General features: G+C 63.0%; 14 protein-coding genes. 2 read left to right on the forward strand and 12 right to left on the reverse strand.

Features of this window, described 5'->3' with window-relative positions:
- Positions 1-89: 89 nt before the first annotated feature.
- The 5 genes from BLR29_RS27075 to BLR29_RS27095 form a co-directional block, all read right to left on the reverse strand.
- On the reverse strand, positions 90-1,184 hold the full coding sequence (locus BLR29_RS27075) for an alpha-hydroxy acid oxidase (protein WP_092141575.1): 1,095 nt from the start codon (positions 1,182-1,184) through the stop codon (positions 90-92).
- Positions 1,181-1,867, reverse strand: coding sequence for a Fe2+-dependent dioxygenase (locus tag BLR29_RS27080; RefSeq protein WP_092141578.1), 687 nt, complete (start codon positions 1,865-1,867; stop codon positions 1,181-1,183). Before BLR29_RS27080 ends, BLR29_RS27075 begins: the two co-directional genes overlap by 4 nt.
- Before the next feature lie 102 nt (positions 1,868-1,969).
- Positions 1,970-4,255 carry a TonB-dependent receptor gene (locus BLR29_RS27085; protein ID WP_092141581.1) on the reverse strand — a complete coding sequence of 762 codons (2,286 nt, stop codon included), beginning with the start codon at positions 4,253-4,255 and terminating at the stop codon, positions 1,970-1,972.
- A gap of 318 nt (positions 4,256-4,573) precedes the next feature.
- Positions 4,574-5,947, reverse strand: coding sequence for an ATP-binding protein (locus tag BLR29_RS27090; protein WP_092141584.1), 1,374 nt, complete (start codon positions 5,945-5,947; stop codon positions 4,574-4,576).
- Positions 5,944-6,699: a response regulator gene (locus BLR29_RS27095; protein ID WP_369804720.1), complete on the reverse strand. Its 756-nt coding sequence runs from the start codon at positions 6,697-6,699 to the stop codon at positions 5,944-5,946. The genes BLR29_RS27090 and BLR29_RS27095 overlap by 4 nt, the downstream gene beginning before the upstream one ends.
- Before the next feature lie 202 nt (positions 6,700-6,901).
- Here BLR29_RS27095 and BLR29_RS27100 point away from each other — a divergent pair, with 202 nt between their 5' ends.
- The gene (locus BLR29_RS27100) at positions 6,902-7,330 is read left to right on the forward strand and encodes a cupin domain-containing protein (RefSeq protein ID WP_092141590.1); all 429 of its coding nucleotides are present in this window, start codon (positions 6,902-6,904) and stop codon (positions 7,328-7,330) included.
- On the forward strand, positions 7,327-7,782 hold the full coding sequence (locus tag BLR29_RS27105; protein WP_092141593.1) for a carboxymuconolactone decarboxylase family protein: 456 nt from the start codon (positions 7,327-7,329) through the stop codon (positions 7,780-7,782). The genes BLR29_RS27100 and BLR29_RS27105 overlap by 4 nt, the downstream gene beginning before the upstream one ends.
- Before the next feature lie 460 nt (positions 7,783-8,242).
- On the opposite strand, the gene BLR29_RS27110 is transcribed toward BLR29_RS27105, so the two are convergent.
- From BLR29_RS27110 to BLR29_RS27140, 7 genes are all read right to left on the reverse strand, one after another.
- Positions 8,243-10,714 (reverse strand): spermine/spermidine synthase domain-containing protein, encoded by a 2,472-nt coding sequence (locus BLR29_RS27110; RefSeq protein WP_092141596.1) that lies wholly within the window; start codon positions 10,712-10,714, stop codon positions 8,243-8,245.
- A 55-nt stretch (positions 10,715-10,769) separates the two neighbouring features.
- Entirely contained in the window at positions 10,770-11,405 is a 636-nt protein-coding gene (locus tag BLR29_RS27115) for a protein-L-isoaspartate(D-aspartate) O-methyltransferase (RefSeq protein WP_092141628.1), read from the reverse strand.
- A 299-nt stretch (positions 11,406-11,704) separates the two neighbouring features.
- On the reverse strand, positions 11,705-13,243 hold the full coding sequence (locus BLR29_RS27120; RefSeq protein ID WP_092141599.1) for a GMC family oxidoreductase: 1,539 nt from the start codon (positions 13,241-13,243) through the stop codon (positions 11,705-11,707).
- A gap of 12 nt (positions 13,244-13,255) precedes the next feature.
- Entirely contained in the window at positions 13,256-14,122 is an 867-nt protein-coding gene (locus tag BLR29_RS27125) for a catalase family peroxidase (RefSeq protein WP_255371458.1), read from the reverse strand.
- Positions 14,123-14,392: 270 nt separating this feature from the next.
- Entirely contained in the window at positions 14,393-15,298 is a 906-nt protein-coding gene (locus BLR29_RS27130; RefSeq protein ID WP_143018541.1) for an AraC-like ligand-binding domain-containing protein, read from the reverse strand.
- Between the two features lie 3 nt (positions 15,299-15,301).
- A complete protein-coding gene (locus tag BLR29_RS27135) occupies positions 15,302-16,303 on the reverse strand; it encodes a helix-turn-helix domain-containing protein (RefSeq protein ID WP_092141605.1) in 1,002 nt (333 codons plus the stop codon).
- 287 nt (positions 16,304-16,590) lie between these two features.
- Positions 16,591-17,553, reverse strand: coding sequence for a helix-turn-helix transcriptional regulator (locus tag BLR29_RS27140; RefSeq protein ID WP_092141608.1), 963 nt, complete (start codon positions 17,551-17,553; stop codon positions 16,591-16,593).
- Positions 17,554-18,154: the final 601 nt, after the last annotated feature.

Here is an 18,154-nt window from a genome sequence, read left to right on the forward strand (position 1 = left end):
GGATTCTTGTGCGGAATGGGGGCTTTGAAGCGGGCAGGGCGGTCGCGGTGAGCGGAGGGCGGCCCTGCCGGAAGGCCTTTGTCGTGTCGTCATGGCCGGCTGACAAGCAAGGCGGTCGGATCGATGTCTTTCAGGGAGGGGCGGCCCATGAGCGCCATGGCGACCTCCAGCTCGGTCTGCAGGAGCGTCAGCATATGCGCCACGCCGGGCATGCCGCCCACGGCCAGGGCATGAAGGACAGGCTGCCCGATCAGGACGGCAGCGGCGCCCGACGCCATCGCCTTGACGATATCCGTGCCGCGTCGGACGCCACCATCGAGCAAGACCGGTACGGCGCCGGCCACCGCGGTCGCTATTGCGGGCAGCACATCGATCGTCGCTGGCACGGTGTCCAGCACGCGGCCACCATGATTGGACACGATGATCCCGGCCACGCCAGACTGGAGCGCCGGGCCCACATCCAGCGGATTGAGCAAGCCCTTGACGAGGACCGGCAACGACGTCCGCTTGCAAAGCGACTCGATATCGGCCCATGTCGGGCACCGATCCAGCATGCCCTGGAATACCGGGCTGCCGTAACGCGCGGTGACCGGTGCGTGTGGCGGGAATCCCGCCAGATTGACGGGCCGCACGCCGTCAGGCAGTCGGAACCCCGCGCGCTGCTCCCTATTGCGCACGCCGCTCACCACGGCATCGATCGTCACCACGATGGCCTTGTAGTCTGCCTGCTCGGCCCTTCGCACCAGCGTTAGCGTCTCTTCATCGCGCGGCTGGAAATAGAGCTGAAACCATAGCGGCGTGGTGGACGCACGCGCGACCTCTTCGAGCGTCACGCTCGCCTGCGTGCTCACCGTCATCCAGGTGCGCGTCAGGGAAGCCGCCTGCACGGTGGCGATTTCCCCGTCCGGATGCACAAGCTTGTGGCTGGCCGTGGGTGCGATCAGGATCGGATAGTCGAGCGATTCCCCAAGCAGCGTGCTGCGGGCAGATGCGCGCGACATATCGACCATGGCGCGCGGCATCAGGCGCAGGCGCTCGAACGCGGCGCAATTCTCGCGCTGCGTGATGCCATCCGCGGCGGCGCCGGCGAGATATGCCCGGATCGCGGGATCGACGCGTTCGTGAAATCGCCGCTCGTAGTCGAGCAGCGAGACGGTATCGGGTGGAATCTGCGACCCGCTCACAGCACGGCCCAGCGCCTGAGAAGATTGTGATAGTGGTTCACGAGCGAGAGCACCACGTCCTGATCGTCGCCCAGCTGCTTCCGGATATCCATGATCGCCAGGTCCAGCTCGTACAGCGTGCTTCTCTCGCCATGGTCCTTGACCATCGATTGCGCCCAGAAGAACGACGCCCAGCGCGCGCCTCTTGTGATGGGGGTGACTGCGTGCAGCGACGACGCGGGATAGACCGCCAAATGTCCGGCTGGCAACTTCACCGTGTGCGATCCGTAGAGATCCTTGATGACGAGCTCGCCACCATCGTACTCATCGGGATCGGAGAGAAACAACGTGCTGGAGACGTCGGCGCGAATGCGCATGCCGCCTGTGCCCGGCACGGTGCGGATGGCGTTGTCGACATGGATTCCGAACGTCATCTCGTTCTCGTACCGATTGAACATCGGCGGCAGCACGCGCAACGGCAGCGCAGCGGAGTGGTAGTTTGGGTTTTTGCCCAGGGCCGTCAGTACGAAGTCGCCCAGTTCGCGGGCTTCGTCGCTGTCGACGGGGATTTGCAGATTGTGCTTGGACTTGGCGGCGAGGTCGCCGGCGGTGACGCGACCGTCCACCCATGGCGAGCGCTCCAGGCGCTCTCGGCAATATTTGACCTCGGTGGAGGTCAGCACATCGGGAATCTGAACAAGCATGGCGTGATGGGAGTTGAGGAGTCGGAATGCGGCGGGAGCCATATCGCACCGGTCCGCCGCCCGAGGAAGGAGCCAGCGCCGCAGCGCTGGCTTGCCTGTGGATCAGAAGGTCATGCCAACGTTCAGCAGGAACGTCCTGCGCGAAGTCGGCGCTGCGCGTGATGCGTTGAACGACGACTGATAGTTCACGTGATTCGTGAGGTTGTAGCCGTTCAGGGAGATGCGGTACTTGCCCTGCTTGTAGGCGATCATTGCGTCCAGCGAGAAGTTGTCCGGAATCTGTGCGGTATTCGCCGAATCCGCCCAGTATCCCGTGGCGTACTGCAGGCCGCCGCCGATACTCAACCGACCCGGGACGGGTACGATCGAATGGGGGATGTCGTAGGCGGTCCACAGCGTCACGTTGTGGCGCGATACGCCCGGTGCCGCGTTGCCGACTATGGAAGCGGTGTTGGCCGACGTGATCTCGCCGTTCAGATAGGCATAGGCAAGGTTGGCGGTCCAGCCGCCAACGATTCGCCCGCTCAAACCGAGTTCCAGGCCGCGGATACGGCGGCCTTCGCCGGAGTCGGTGAAGCCGTTGACGATATCGCCGGTGGTCGGATCGACCGTATAGGCGTTGTACTTCTTGGTCTGGAACAACGCGCCGGTGACACCCAGACGCTTCTCCAGGAAATCGAGCTTGGCGCCGACTTCAATCGTGTCGGCGCGCTCCGGCTCGCTGCTGACGCCATCCTGCGGAACTTCCGACGCCACGCCGCCAACCGCCACGGCAATATCGGTCCCGACGGGGCGATACGTGCGTGAGAACGACGTGTAGAACATGTAGTCCCGGGTCGGCTCCCAGATTGCGCTGATGGCCGGGCTCAGCTTCTTCGAGTCGGCGGTGCCGCCCAGAGCAGATGCGTTGGTGGCGTATTCGCTGCGGAAGTAGTCCCAGCGCAGGCTGCCGAGCAGCGAGAACTGTTCGGTCAGCCATACCCGGTCATTCAGGAAGACGCCGATGTCGGTAGCGTTGGCATCGCGCGTGACGCCGCCGTAGGCAACCGTGGCGTTGGGGCTGTTGTAGAACACCGGGTTGACGACGGTCTGGTCGTTCAGCCGGCCGGTCCACGTGCCGAGGTCACGATGATCGCGCTGGTAGATCGTGTCCAGGCCCGCCATCGCCTTGTGACGGATGCCACCGGTCGTGAACTCGCCTTTTGCGCTCAGCACGTTCTGGATGCCCCAGCCGCGCTGCAGATAAGTGGGGCCACCGCGCGCGCCGTACCTCAGATTCACGTTCCGCCCGGCCAGCAGCGCCTGCAGGTTGGCGTAGCTCACGGACGCCGGGTTGGTCGACGAAAAGTCCCGCTCGTAGAAACTGAAGCGCGTGTCATTGCTGATCGCGATGCCGTTGTCGAGCCGGCTGACGAAGTTCGACGAGACGATATGCGCATCGGTGGTATCGCGGTCGGTGTTGCGGACGTAGGACGTGGACGACGAGATGCCCGGAACGCCGTACTGGGTCAGCGGCCGATAGATGCCGTCGCCGCCCTGCGCGAGGGGCACGCCGTAGTCCGGTGCGCCGCTGCGGTGCAGGTACGAATAGTTCAGATGCCACGTGGTACGTGTGCCGAGGCCCGTGCCAAAGTCGATGGCGATACCCCGTCGATCATCATCGACATGATCGCGGTCGGCAACACGGCCATTCTGGAACATGCCATTGATCCGCAGGGCCGAGGTATCGTTCAGGCGGAAATTGCTGTCCAGCGTCGTGCGGTAGGTAGCGTCCGAGGCAAAGCCCTGGTCGATACTGGTGCTGGTGTTCAGGTTGGCCTTCTTGGTGGTCTGGTTGATGAGCCCCCCCACGTTGCCGACGCCGAAGCTTTCGCCGGACGGCCCCTTGATGACTTCCACGCTCTCCGTATTGAAGGCGTCGCGCTTGTAGGCGCCGAAATCGCGCAGGCCATCCACGTAGATATCGCCCTTCGCCGACAGGCCGCGGATGCGGAATTGATCGCCGTTCTGGCCGCCATTGCCTTCGCCCGTCGAGATCGTGATACCGGGCACGTTCTTCAGGATCTGTTCGAGCGACGTGGCGTGCTGCTGTTCGATGACCTCCTGCGGCACGACGTTGATCGTCTTCGGCGTTTCCTTCACGGTTTCCGGCAGGCGGGAGCTGCCAGTCGGCGCGCTGTTGACGTTTTCGATCCCCCGGCCCGTCACCGTGACTTGCGGCAGCACGTTGCTGCCACCGCCCTTGGGTGCCCCTGAAGGCGGCTCTCCGCTCGTGGCGGTTTGCGCGTGGGCGACAAACGGAAGCGCCGAGACGGTGATGACGAACCCCGCGGATGCGGCACCAGAAACCAACAGGCGGACGGCGGTTGAGACTTTGCTTTGCTGCACGAATCACTCCAGCATGATTGACATTCGGATGGGACGTGCTGCCGCGCGCCTGAGTCGGGGCGTGGCACTCCTCGGTCAACCCAGTGGAAATGCACCCGCCGCTGCCGGAAAGGCAGGCCTACGCAATCACGTCGAGATGCGAATCATTGCTATTTGATGTTGTGCGAGTTTGTTCGTTTGTGGCGCAATGTTGTGGGGGAAGCCGTGCTTGCCACAATTCGCCATATTCGAGGCGAGCGCGTCGTGGTGACGGGGCGGCGGTGCGTCGGAAGCGTCTGATGACGGGCGCCGCGTGGCGGCGAATCGGATCGGGCCAGCCTAGTTCGGCAGCTCGATGACCGCGCGCAATCCGCCTTCCAGGCGGTTATGGAGGGTGACATCACCGCCATGCGCGCGGATGCAGGAACGGGCGATGGCCAGGCCGAGACCAAGGCCGCCGGTGTCCATCTGGCGCGCGGAATCCAGACGCGCAAATGGCTCGAAGACGCGCTCGAGGTAGTCCGGGTCGATGCCGGGGCCATCGTCTTCGATCTCGATGCGCAGGGTTCTGTGAAGGGCGTCGGCCAGCAGCTTGACGCATACGTGGCCATGACGTGCGGCGTTGTCGATGATGTTGTTCAGCGCGCGCTTCAGATGCACAGGGCGGCAGCGATAGAACGCCGCGGTGTCGACCTGGGCTGACCACGTGACATGCCGCCCCTGAACTGTCTGGCTGTCTACCACCTCACGCACCAGCGCGCCGATCTGCACATCCTGCGTCGGCTCCTGAGGGGCGTCGTCGCGCGCAAACTGGAGCGTCTCGTCGACGATCACGCTCATCTCGTCCAGCGTCTGCACCATCGCGTCGCGCAATGCTTCGTCGTCAATCATTTCCGCTCGGATTCGCAACGATGTCAGGGGTGTCCGCAGGTCGTGTCCGATGGCGGCGATCATTTGCGTCCGCCCATTGACGAAGCGGATCAAGTTCTCCTGCATGTCGTTGAATGCCCGGGTGATCTCGCGAACGCCGGTCGGCCCCTCGGGTTGGGGCAGCGCAACCGGTTCGCCGCGACTGACTCGTCGGGAGGCCTCGGTCAGCACCTTGAGCGGGCGCATGATTCGCCGCCCGAAGAAAAGCGCGATGATCGCCGCGGGGAGCGTGCCTACCAGCAGCGAGAAACTCAGGACACGAGTCCAGTGGGCCGTCAGCATGGTTGGCCAGTGCCGGCTGCGCAGCCATTGCCCGTCGGGAAGCCTGACTTCAATATCCAGTGCCCAAGCCTGCGCGCCGCCGAGTTGCCGCTCCAGCCAGTTGCTGTGGTCTTGAATGCCGTGAGTCGGCTGGGCCTGCTGCAAGCGAACCTTCACCGGGGTATCTCGAGGGAGATTCAACAGGCCGTGAACACGCTGCGACAGCATGTGCTCCTGATCATCGATCTCGGTCGAGTCAGGCGTTCGGGCGGCAGCCAGCTGAAACGTGGAGTCGGGCAAGCTGATATCTTCGAGAAGACTGTCCGCATCGTCCGAGCGGCCAGCGATCCGATAGGCGGACAGAGTCCTCGTCTCGATGGTCCGCACCGCCATCGGGTGAATGGTTACGTTGTCCAGACGCCACCATGTCATCACCACAACCGCAATGACGTGCGCGGCCAGCATCGCCACCAACCACAAGGCCAGCAGTTGCCCCGTAATGCTGCGCGGAACCCATTTCATGAATGCTCGACCGTAACCTTGGTTGCGAGGAGGTAGCCGTCCCCACGAACGGTTTTCAGCATGTTGGGGCGCCGGGGATCTGACTCCAGCTTCTTGCGCAGGCGGCTGATCTGACTGTCGATACTGCGATCGAAAGCGACGATGTCGGTGCGCTGGGTCAGGTCAAGGAGTTGGCTGCGGCTCAGCACGCGGTTGGGGTTTTCGACCAGCGCACGAAGGAGGTGGTATTCGGCGGTGCTAAGCGGGATGCCCTCGTCACCAGGGTTGCGCAATTCCCGGGTCCTGGTATCGAACATCCATCCACTAAAGACGAAGCGGTATTCCGGCTCGGAGGGCACGCCTTTCGCCTCTCGCGGCATTGGCGTCCGGTTGCGGCGAAGCACGCTGCGAATTCTCGCCACGAGTTCCCGGGGATCGAAGGGCTTGACCACATAGTCGTCAGCGCCAATCTCCAGACCGGCGATGCGGTCTGCCTGGTCAGTCACGGCGGTCAGCAGGATCACCGGGGTTCCCAGGTGCTCGGAGACATAGCGGCACAACGACAGACCGTTTTCACCGGGCAGCATGACGTCGAGCACGATGAGGCTGAAGCTGCGCTCATCCAACCGCTGGCGCATGGCTTTCCCATCCTCGACGGCCTCGACATCGAAATCGAACCGACGCATGTAAGTCGACAGTGGCTCGCGAATGTTTCTGTGATCGTCGACTAACAGGATGCTCGGACGGACGCCCATGCTTTTTCGTTCAAACAAGAATCATTATCATCAAGCTTACAGCAAAAGACGCGACTCCAGAGGGACGAACCTGCGCCAGATTGTGTCGTAGTTGCGGCACGCAAGTCCCTTGGCGACCCGGCTTGTCCGATTCTTCTCGCGCCGGCTTGCACTATTCTCCGACTTCGCCTATCTTAACTGCGACTCATCTAAGCGTAGTTACATTCGAACTGGAGTAGACATGAATCGAAAGAATTGGGCTGGCGCACTGCTGGCCGCAGCAGGCATCGCTTTCGCAGGCGTTGCCACCGCCCACGGGACTGGCGAGTCGGTCAAGCCGAACTTCGCCCACACCATCCCGAACATCCCCGGCAAATCGCTCGTTGCACTGGAAGTGGACTACGCCCCGGGCGGCGCGTCGTTGCCGCACGTCCACGCGAAGTCCGCGTTCATCTACGCCTACGTCGTGTCGGGCAGCATCGCAAGCAAGGTCAATGACCAGCCGGAACGCGTCTACAAGGCGGGGGAAAGCTTCTACGAGGAACCAGGGTCAAGTCATCCCGTCAGTCGCAACGCCAGCAAGACCAAGCCGGCCAAGCTGCTCGCCGTCTTCATCGTCGATTCCGACGACAAGGAACTGACCACGATCGACAAGCAGGTGTCGAAATGAGACTGGACTACACGAAAGCTGCCCCGGGCGGCGTCAAGGCCTTTGGCGGTGTCTACGGCTACATCATGCAGGCGGGCCTCGACGACGTACTCGTCGAGCTGGTCTACCTGCGTGTCAGCCAGATCAACGGCTGCGCCTATTGCCTCGACATGCACACACGCGACCTCATCAAGAAGGGCGTCAAGGTCGAGAAACTCGCGCTGGTGCAAGCGTGGCATGAAGCGGGCAGCCTGTTCAGCGACCGCGAGAAAGCGGCGCTGGCGTGGGCGGAATCCGTGACGCGCGTCGCCGATACGCATGTCCCCGACGATGCGTTCGCGGCCGCCGCGGCAGTCTTCAGCGAGAAGGAACTGGCCGATCTGACGATGGCCATCAGCCTGATGAATGCGTTCAATCGCCTGGCTATCAGCTTCCGACGCGTGCCGGAAGCGGCGCTTGCGCACAAGGAGTAAGTGACCGACGCGACTGCAAGCATGCCCTTGCGGCGCCATTGCGCTCCGCAAGGGAGGGCAGCGAAATCGTTGGACGAAAAAAAACCGGATCTCGGCGGGGGCGTCGGTCCGGTTTCGCGCAGCGGCGCTAAAGTGGTGCAGCAACAACCGCTGCGTGGAAGAATTAAAACATACTGAATTCAGATTTAAGCGCTTGGTACATATCATGTTGCGATGCAGCAACGGCAAATTTCATGATTGTGGCGGCGCCGTCCCTTCGCCTTGAAGGACGACGTCCACGACCTTCCGAAATGGTGCGCACCCAGCCAGGCGCGAACCTCGGCGGCGGCGAGCAGTTCGGTGCGATGGGGTGCTGTAGGCGTGGCTTGCAGGGCGATGGCTGCGGCATGACGCGGCTGAGACCGGCGCAGGGTGGGGCGTCTGGCGGCAAGGTTTGCTGGCGACGCACAAGACCCACAACTCAGGTGGAGGCGGTGGCCGCGGCGATATACAGGAGCAGCGCCGCCAGCACGACCGCCGTAAATCCGAAATGGATTGCCATCAGCGTCGCAAGCACCGACGCCACTACTGAAGCGCAGGCATTGATGCCCCATGCCCAGGGCACCAGCGCTTCATCGTGGCGCGCGACGTTGGCAAGACCTAGCGGAAATGGCATTCCCATCAGGAAGGCCAGCGGTGCGATCAGCATGATGGATACGGCAATCCGGCCGGCATCCGGTAGTGCAATCAGCAGCCTGAACAGGTGCGGCAAGGTTGCCAGATAGAACAGCGAGACAAGGCAGATCCCGGCGACGGCCACCTCGACCGGACGTTTCCGATCGTCGTGGTAGCGCGCTGTCATGCGCCGTGAATAGCGGCTCCCCAGCCCGGCGAAGACGAGGAACGCGGACAAAACGACGGCGATCGCATAGAGCGGATGGCTCAGGAACAGGATGAGCTTCTGGATGAAAGCGATCTCGACAAACATGAAGGCAAAGCCGACCGCAAGGAAGTAGACGCCGATCCGCCAGCTGGAAGGCGGGATGGCGGCATCGTCAATGGCATGCGTCGTGGAGGCTTGTGGCGGGGCTCGCCTTGCGGCCGGCCAGCGCCGCATCGCCCAGAGCGGTATCAGGATCAGCAGCAACGCCGCGCACGTGGCCTGCAGAAGTGTGGCAACCAGCACCGGATAGCCCCATTCGAGCAAGGGCAACCCGCCTTGCGCCTTCAGGGATAGCAGTTCAGGCAGCGAGCGCCATTTGAAGAAGTGGAAGAAGTACGGCCGGTCGTCGGTGGCGGGCCGCACATCGAACTTGTAGCGCGCAATGAAGCCGTCGCGGTCAGCACCAAGCAGCGCTTGCACGGACTCGAAAAACTCGGGCGTCTCCAGCACGTTGAAGCGATTGGCCTGCGCCGCCTGAATGCCCGGGTAGTACTCGGTGTCGAAAGAGCGGGCCGTGCAGAACGCCCGCAAGGCGGCAATGTCCGACGCCACGAAGTCTCCGTTCTTGACCAGCAACGTGGCGGTTTTCCATCCCCGGATCAGCGCCAGCCGGCGGGCGGGCTGAGGCACGCCGGCGTCCTCCATGGCCGTCACAGCGGTGGCAAGCAGCTTGGGGATATCACGCGGTGGCAACGTTACCCAGCGAGTGATTGCCAGCAGGCCACCCGGTCTCAGATGGCGCAAGTACTCCTGGAACGCTTCCACGGTATAGAGATAGCTCTCGGAGAGCGCGTACAGGCCCGCTGACGAGGTGCTGAACGAGTCCAGCAGTGCCACCTGGATGAGGTCGTACTGCGCATTCCCGGCGACCAGGAAACCGCGTGCCTCGGCGGCAAACACGTGCACGCCCGGCGCGCTGTAGGGCTTGCCCGAGAATGCGGCGAAGCGGCGCTGCACGAGGTCGATCACCTGCGGATTCAGTTCCACCGCATCGACGGAACTGGCGTGGTGGTAGATCGCCTGGAGGACGTCGGCGCCGGCACCGCTCCCCAGCACCAGCACTTTTGGGCGGTCCAGCAAGTGAAAGGGAAGGGCAGAGGTCAGGTCCCCCAGGTAAGCGAGCGGTTCGCGCCGCCCGTCATAGTGATTCAGCGCGCTGAGCCCGTCGCCGTCGGTAAATATCGCAAGTTGCGGTGGCGGCTCCATGGTGGCATTGAGGCTCAGCCCGGGTGCGTGCCGCAATGGGATCGACGGGCTCTCGACCACAGTGACCGTGCCGAGTGGACTTGAGCGTTGATCCACCACGCGGGCATTCCCGATGCGCAGGATCTGGCTCAGTTCCTTGTACTCGGACGGCCGCAGCGCGATCCACGCATCTGGCAGAGCGGCAGGCAGGAGCGCAGCCCCAAGCAGCGCGACCGGCAGCCACGGTCGATGCCAGCGACATTCGAATGCGGCCAGCGCGGCCGCCGCCATGCCTGCACCGCCCACCAGTCGCAGCGCGTTGGCCGGATCCAGTACAAAAAGCACGGCGATGATGGCAAGACACCCAAGCCCGGCACCGAGAATGTCGAAGCTGTAGACGCGATGAATCTGCTCGTTGAAACACGTGAAGGTCAGGCAGACGCTCACGGCAGCGAAAAAGAAGGGGACGAACAGCAGCAGGTAGACCGCCACCAGCCGGAGCGGCTGGCCCGGATCCCACAGGATCTCCAGCGGATTGAAGGCGACACGCTGGGCCAGCGCAAAGCAGGCAATCGCGCAAATGCCGAACAGCACCGCGCCGCCCGCGAATACCTGCACGAAATGGCGCAGAAACAGGGCGGCAAACGCGTGCCGCATCATCGCCACCCCTGCACCGGCCGCGCCGTAGCCCAGCAGCGCAACACTGATCATCATGTAGGCGAAGTGGTGCCACTGGATGATGGAGAGCAGCCGCATCAGCAGCACCTCGTAACCAAGCGCGGCGGCCGACAGCACGGCGAGGGCGAGCAGTGGGGGACGGAGCATGATGCCTGGCGCCTGGTGCTATCTGGCGGCACGACTGCCGTGAATCGCCGCCACGTCAGTGCCCGCCGACCAGCGGAACGAACCTGACTGGCAGGACCTGTCGCGTCGAGACCGTGCCGTCGCCGGACTTTTCGACCAGCAACAGGTATTGGGTGAGGAACTGCGCGCCCACCGGGATCACCATCCTGCCGCCAGGCTTCAGTTGCCGGATAAGGGGCGGCGGAACATGGCTGGCCGCGGCGGTAACGATGATCGCGTCGAAGGGGGCATGGGCATCCCAGCCGTAGTAACCGTCGCCCACCTTGCATTCCACTTGTTTGTAGCCCAGCCGCGTCAGGCGCTCGCACGCCTGCAATCCCAGCGGTTCGATGATCTCGATCGTGTACACCGTGCGCGCCATCCCGGCCAGTACCGCGGCCTGATAGCCCGAGCCCGTTCCGACTTCGAGCACGACATCCCCAGGCTTGACCATCATCAGGTCCGTCATCAGGGCCACGATGTAGGGCTGCGAGATGGTCTGGCCATGTCCGATGGGAAGCGGGCGGTTCTCGTAGGCGAAGGGCTTCTGGTCGTCCGGCACAAAGTCATGACGCGGCACTTGCTCGATGACCGCCATGACGCGAGGGTCGATGGCCTTTCTGCCACTGCTGACACCGGCGGTCGCCGCAGTGGCGGCGATGTCCCTGCCCATGGCGGCCCGGCGCACTTCAAAGTCCTCGGCTGCGCCGGCCACCGGCCAAATGCAGCCGAGCAACAGGGCTGAAATCGAGTTGGACAGGACGAGCGTTGATGGCTTCACGATGTGTCCCCGTGAGGAACCCCTACCGTCATCCTAGACCACGGTGTCGCCGGCACCGCAGGATTTGCTGCGCTGCAACCGGTGCGTCGAGTCCGTCGATCGCCCGAACATTTCGGCATCGCCCGACGAACGCGATGTCTTCGGCGCCCGGCAACAGGAAGCGGCGGGCGGGACCGCCCCCAAAGCTTGTATTAAGCGTGAGCTTCCCGAATCAGCGACGCGGCCCGCTCGCCAATGACAACGCAAGGCGCCATCGTATTGCCACTGGGTAATTCCGGCATCACCGAAGCATCAGCGATTCGCAGGTTGTCGACCCCGTAGACCTGCAGCTTTGCGTTCACGACGGCATCGGCGCCGAGTCCCATTTTCGCAGTCCCAGCCTGGTGCCAATATGTCACGGCAGCATTTCTTGCAAACTGCTCCATGGACGTGGTGTCTAGCGGCCCCGGCATGGCCTCGCGTCGAATCAGATCGCGCAGCGGCTTCTGGTCGGCCAGCTCGCGGCACATCTCGATGCTGGCCAGTGCGGCACGCACATCGTCCGGATGAGACAGCGTGTTGGGCGCGATGATAGCGGGGTCGTGTGGCGACGGACCGCTCAATCGAACCTCGCCGCGGCTTTTGGGATGCGCTAGCCCGGCGAACATGGTCCAGCCGTGCACAGGCACGCCCAGTGCCGCTGTCGCATCGCTGGGAACGGGAAACTCTACTTGGCAGTGGAACATGTCGGGTTGCTTCAGCGACGAGTCGCTCTTCCAGTACAGCGTGGCTTCCGAGCCCCCATTGCCGATGGCTTGTGGTGTGGAGAACTCGAAGATGCAGCCGAACGACACATGATCTTGATGATTCTGACCAACGCCCGGGAGATCCTGCTTCACCGCAATGCCATGTCGGCGCAGCGCATCCGCCGGACCGATGCCGGATTGCATCAGCACCTTGGGCGTATGTATGGCGCCCAGCGAGAGAATGACCTCGCGGTCCGCGCGATACGTATGAGGCTTGCCATGACGCAGCACATTGACGCCGACCACCCGCGTACCTTGCCAGACGAGTCCTGTCACCAACGTGTCCGTCAGTACTCGCAAGTTGCCTTGCCCAATGCGTGGATAGACGTAGGCTCGGAACATCGAGCGCCGCTGTCCGCCGTGGACGATCAGGTCGTTGATCGAAGCACCTCCCGGACCTTCCATCATCTCGCCGTTGGGGGACTGGTATACGGGAATGCCGAGATCTGCCGCCGACTGCAGCATCGCACGTGCCACCGACTGAGGATTGGCGGCGGGTGCGACGTACACCGGGCCGCCCACGCCACGGCGCCGTGCATCCGGTGCACCATGCCAGTCTTCGACGCGACGGTAGATATCGAGCACGGCTTCGTACCCCCAGCCCGGGTCATCCACCGCTTGCTCGAACCGATCCCAGTCGGCGCGATGGCCGCGCGCCCAAACCATCACGTTGATGCTGGAGCCGCCACCAAGTACGCGCCCCATGTTCAGGGGGATGGCACGACCGTTGAGATGAGGGTTCGGCTCGCCGACGAAGCCCCAGTCGCGCTCCGAACCGAGGTTATGCACCCATTGCGATGGCGTCATTACCTCGGGCAGATCGTCGTTGCCGCCGGCCTCGATCAATAGCACGCGCGCGGCGGTATCCTCGGACAGACGCCCGGCTACGGCACAACCCGCACTGCCAGCGCCGCACACGATATAGTCGAAGGCCTCGGCTTCCATGGGGGCCGTCTCCTAGCGACGCTTGCCAAGCGAAATTGCGTAGGCGGCGGAGCGCGCCGCAAAGATCTCGTCGCTGGGGCGGCCAATGCCATCGGCAAGTGTCCCGGGATTGAAAATCGTCGCGTCGCAGGCCTCGTTGTTGTCGATGGCGGTGAGGGCGATCGTACCGAGCTTCACGGTCTCGCGCGCGTCTTCATCGGGCCAGCGCACGGTCACATCCTGAGTCGGATCACCAGCCTTGCCGAGTATGGCTAGCACGTCGAACCGCACGTCGCCACGCGCGATTCGTTCCCGCAAGTCCTGGAACAGAAAGTCTGCCGGCCGGTCTTTGGCGGCGTCGTCGGTAAGCGTGATCTCGCCCGCCGCCGGGACGACCTTGAACTTGATCAGCCGGGTTTCGCCTGTGGCACTCATCGCGGGAAAGGCATGGACCCCCCAGTAGGTGGTGCCGGCAAAACTGCCAGGAAGCGGACGCGCTGCGACGAAGTGTGCCTGATTCAGGGTTTCAGGATTCGCGTCGGAGAACGCCTTCACCTTCGCGGCGTCCGGCTTGCCGTCCTCGCCAGGCGCACGTGCCCGCAGGAAGCCCAGCATCTGGTCGAGCGTGCGCGCGAAATGTACCGGGGCATTCTCGACGAGCAGGTCCGTTTGCTGGTTGCCCTCGCCGATCGCCACGGAAAGCCCGCGCAGCACCAGCTTGTTGGTATCGGGCACGTGGGGGTTGCCGCCGCCCATCGAGAAACGTGCGCGCACGGGCTGCGGCTTCGTAAAGCTCACCGAGCGGGTGATGCCGGAGGCGGCCGCCGCTGGCGTGTACGTGCCTCGCACGCATTGACCCTTGGCGAAGCTCGCGCGCACCTTGGGCGGATTGCCCGCCACGGTCTTGAGCGCATCGACGATACTGGCGGGTGTAGCGTGTTCTCCTGCGGTTGAAGAGGATTGTGCGTGCGACGTCGACATCATGGCACCTCCAGTGAGGACAAAGGTCAGGACGGCTCTGGCTATCGCGCCAGCCGGTGTGTGGAGACAAGACATGGGATGGGCTCCGCTTATGAATGCCAGCCGGAGTATGCGAGCCTTCAACGCCCAGCGATTGGCGTTGCGCGCCAACTCAGGCCAAGAAATGGACTGAGAGTGCCAGCCTCCGGACTACCGAAGATGGCGCAACGCGGACTGGCTGGCGTCGGCAAAGCCAGCGCGTTGGGCAATCTCTTCGAGCGTCAGAAATTGAAACGCCCGGGATGCCAGCATGCGCCGTGCGGCTTCAGTCCGGTGCGCGAGCAAAACCCCTGCGAAGGTCTCACCCGACGATGCGAGTACGCGATGCAGTTCGTTATCGTCGATCCCCAGTACGCAGGCCACATCGTGCGCCGTTAGCGACGGCTCACCGCAGCGGTTCGCCATGCAAGCGACGATTCGGCGGCGCATCGAGTCCAGAGGCGCCCCGCGCCGTACCGGCAAGCCCGCTTCCCTGGAAGAGAGCGCCAGCATGGCGCCGAGATGGTCGAGCATCTGCGTCGCGGACAGCGGGGTACTCTGCATCGCCGAAGGCGACAGACAGGCGGAGAACGCCGCCAGCGCTTGCTCGATGCCCTGGCTGCCTCCTAACGCACGACCCACGAGTGGCGCGGGATCATGCACCCACCTGCGCAGCCAGGCATCCGGCAGCATCACGTGGATCACGTCATAGTCCGACGGCATCTCGATGACGTTCGGCGCGCGTGAGTCGACGATGAACGCCTGCCCGGGGCCCACGCGCGTCCTGCCAAGATGTTCGATGTGCCAGTGCGTGCGCCGGTTGACGATGAGATGGAATGTATGCGCGCCACTGCGTTCGATTTCCGCGCGGCCGCGCACGGACCGGTGCTGCGACCCCCGTTGCTCCAGGATTGCAATGCCCTCGATGTCGAGCATCGACATATGCGAGGTCAGGGCGCCGCGCTGGGTCCGCTCGACGCGCATCGGTACGATAGCCGACGAAAGCGCGTGGGCAAAATAGTCGAGTCGTTGCGCACGGGGCACGGCGCGGGTGGACCATGTCACGATGGGTGTCACGGATCAGTCCTCCTGAGTGACGTTGTGAGGCGCGTCCGGAGCGCCACACTGGCGACGAATCTGCGACGGCTTGCGGCCCACGCGTGCATGCAGCGTTCGTGTGAAATGTGAGGCATCGACAAAGCCGGCGCGGCGCCCGATCTCGGCGATGGTCAGGCGCCTGAAAATCGGCGATTCGAGCATTCGCACAGCGTGAGCGCAACGCATCTTGATCAGCGTGTCGCCAAACGTCGTGTCAAAGCGCGCGAAGCAGCGGTGCAGGCTTCGCAGTGACACGCCTACCGCGGCCGCGACGTCCGCTGCACACAACGTGGCATGACTCGACTGCTGGTACATGCAATCGCGTATCCGCTCAAACAGGCCGCCATCGCGCTTGGGTAGCTTGGTGAGCGGCGCGCTGAAATCCTGCGCAATGAATGCCAGCAGGGCGCCGATATGGTCGCCAATGAACGACATCGGCAGCGGATATGCCTCGAACCTGGCCGGCTCCAGGCTTCGCAGGAAGGCCGACAACGCGTGACCCCACCCCGATTGGCCCTCGATCCTGCGCCCTACCAGAAGCGCCGGCGCGGGCAGCCATTGGCGAATCCACGCCTCGGACAGGCTTACATTGATGAAATCGAAATCGGCATCGATGTTGAGTTCGAACGGAATCGACGAATCCGACAGCAGAATGTCGCCCGGCCCCAGCCGATGACGGCCCATATGGTCCATCGTCCAACCGCTTGCGCCATTTACAAGCAGATGAAAGGTGCGCTGGGACGCGCCAGCGATATTGCCCTTGTCGGCAAAGCAACGATGCGGCGTGCCCTGCTGCCGAATCACTGTCATGCTGCCAAGATCCGCCGCGACCATCTCCACGCCGAATGAACTTTTCGGACGCGTACTGACCTGGATTGGGAACATCGCCGAGGCTAATGCCTGCGCGTAGTAGTCATAGCGCAGTCTTTCGGGTACTTCGGTGGTTGACCAATGGGTGAGTGACAACAGCGGTGAAGCACGCATGGTGCAGGTTCCCGGGGATGAACGTGCTCATCAAGAAGAAGGCGATACGGCAAGCGTCTCAGGCTTTTGCCGAAGCATCACAATTTTGAAGGTCACCGGGAATCTGGCTGGCTCTGGCGTGCCAAATGTCGATTCAGTTTGTTCTGGTTGTGCCAGTGTTAGTGCACGTGCGTGATCTGCGCATAACAATTGCCATGCAGCGATAGCGCGACGGTTGCTCCAACAGGGGAGGGGCCGACCAGCCGCGCGAGTTTCGGACACGAAGACCTGGTAGTACCAGCCGCCGACTACGCAAGTCGAGCGCGTCGTAAAGCGAGCGGCGTCACGCCCACATGGCGACGGAAAACACGCGTGAAATGCGAATCGTCCGTGAAGCCGCACCGGCGACCAATGGCGCCCACCGTCAGACGATCAAACGCCGGCGACGACAACTGGCGCACCGCAATATCGATACGGGCCTTCATCAGCAGGAACCCAAAGGTCTCGTTCTGGGAGGCGAGTACGCGATGTAAAGTCCGCACGGAAATGCCCAGGTCCTGCGCGACCTGGGGAGCGGCAAGCATGACTTCCGTGCATCTCGAGCGAATGCAGTCGAGAATTCTCTCGCGCAACGATATCGATGTCGCACGGCTCAGAGTGGTGATCTGTGCGGGCTCGCTCGAAGCTAGAAGAATCAATGCACCGAGCTGATCCACAAGCAACCGGGGCGGTAAAGGTGCGCGGAGTATGGTGTCAGGTTCCAGCGCCGCGACAAACGTATTCAGTGCGACCGACCATTGCGAGTCTGCGCCAAACTGTCTGCCAACAGCTGCGCCGGCCCTAGGGATCCATTCACCTAGCCACTGGGCGTCGAATCCAATATTGACGAAGTCGTAGTCGAAGGCGATATCGAGGCTGAGCTCCTGCACCGAATCCGTGATGAACGAATCCATTGACCGCATGGCAACTCGCGAGCCGTAGCCCAGATTCCACGGCACGTTTCGGCTGAGAACAAGATTCAGGCAGCGGGCGCTTTGTCTCGAAATCTCGTCTTTGGTACTCCGTGCGATATGTGGGGAGCCCGCCACGTGCATCACTGTAATCGGGCCAAGCGCCAACGCCTCGATTCGCGCAGAAAGATCCGGCGAGTAGGGCATTTCGAACCGAAACGGAATAATCATCGATTCGGTGGCTGCCTGAAAATACTCGCGCCTTTGTTTCACCGGTACGTCATCAGTGCTCCAGCGCTGAAGCTGTCCAACATCGTTCACCGTCCTGTTCCCCACTCGTAACCATCGCCCGGCGTGGAGGCACGGTGCGCCCGCGCATTCCACTCTGCTGTCATGGATAGTCAATCCACGGGGGCTTATCAAGAGCCCCCAGCGATTGCCGAATCGACTGACGCGGAACGGAGGCTGCAACGGCCTCAGTTGAGAGGGGTAGCCGGGGTGCCGAATTCGTTCCTTGTGGCTCGTGCGTACCTCGTCGGTTCGCTGCAGAAGCCTTTACCTGGAGGGCCGCCGGGGGGACGACATTAGAAAAAACGGCCAGCAAGCGCTGTCTAGGCTAAATTGAGATGTCCTCCTATCGGCCAGATCAGAATGTCCGTTTTAGTGGTGTGTGTGTTTGCCTTTAGTTGGTTTAGGTTTTGGACCTTTCTGTAGGGCGGTGGTGCTGGCCTGACCAGCGGTGTCTGGCCCAGGGTGGGGCGGTGCCAACTCATCGATGGCATGACGGAGATCCTGCTCGTCCAGGGCACGCTGTCGCTTGGTGTCTGGCGCGCTTCGGCGAGGCCGCAACGGCTGCCCCGACAAGGTTCTCGATGGGGTGCTGCCTGAGCGACGGTCATCTCGTTTGGCCTGCATCTGCTGC

This window comes from Cupriavidus sp. YR651 (genome assembly GCF_900101625.1).
In the GTDB taxonomy this organism is placed as follows: Bacteria; Pseudomonadota; Gammaproteobacteria; order Burkholderiales; family Burkholderiaceae; genus Cupriavidus.

What these genes read in the sequence shown, in the direction of transcription:
- BLR29_RS27120 (WP_092141599.1), bottom strand. Translation starts at nt 13,243, where the DNA reads ATGGAAGCCGAGGCCTTCGACTATATCGTGTGCGGCGCTGGCAGTGCG.
- BLR29_RS27135 (WP_092141605.1), bottom strand. Translation starts at nt 16,303, where the DNA reads ATGCGTGCTTCACCGCTGTTGTCACTCACCCATTGGTCAACCACCGAA.
- BLR29_RS27105 (WP_092141593.1), top strand. Translation starts at nt 7,327, where the DNA reads ATGAGACTGGACTACACGAAAGCTGCCCCGGGCGGCGTCAAGGCCTTT.
- BLR29_RS27115 (WP_092141628.1), bottom strand. Translation starts at nt 11,405, where the DNA reads ATGGGCAGGGACATCGCCGCCACTGCGGCGACCGCCGGTGTCAGCAGT.
- BLR29_RS27110 (WP_092141596.1), bottom strand. Translation starts at nt 10,714, where the DNA reads ATGCTCCGTCCCCCACTGCTCGCCCTCGCCGTGCTGTCGGCCGCCGCG.
- BLR29_RS27100 (WP_092141590.1), top strand. Translation starts at nt 6,902, where the DNA reads ATGAATCGAAAGAATTGGGCTGGCGCACTGCTGGCCGCAGCAGGCATC.
- BLR29_RS27090 (WP_092141584.1), bottom strand. Translation starts at nt 5,947, where the DNA reads ATGAAATGGGTTCCGCGCAGCATTACGGGGCAACTGCTGGCCTTGTGG.
- BLR29_RS27080 (WP_092141578.1), bottom strand. Translation starts at nt 1,867, where the DNA reads ATGCTTGTTCAGATTCCCGATGTGCTGACCTCCACCGAGGTCAAATAT.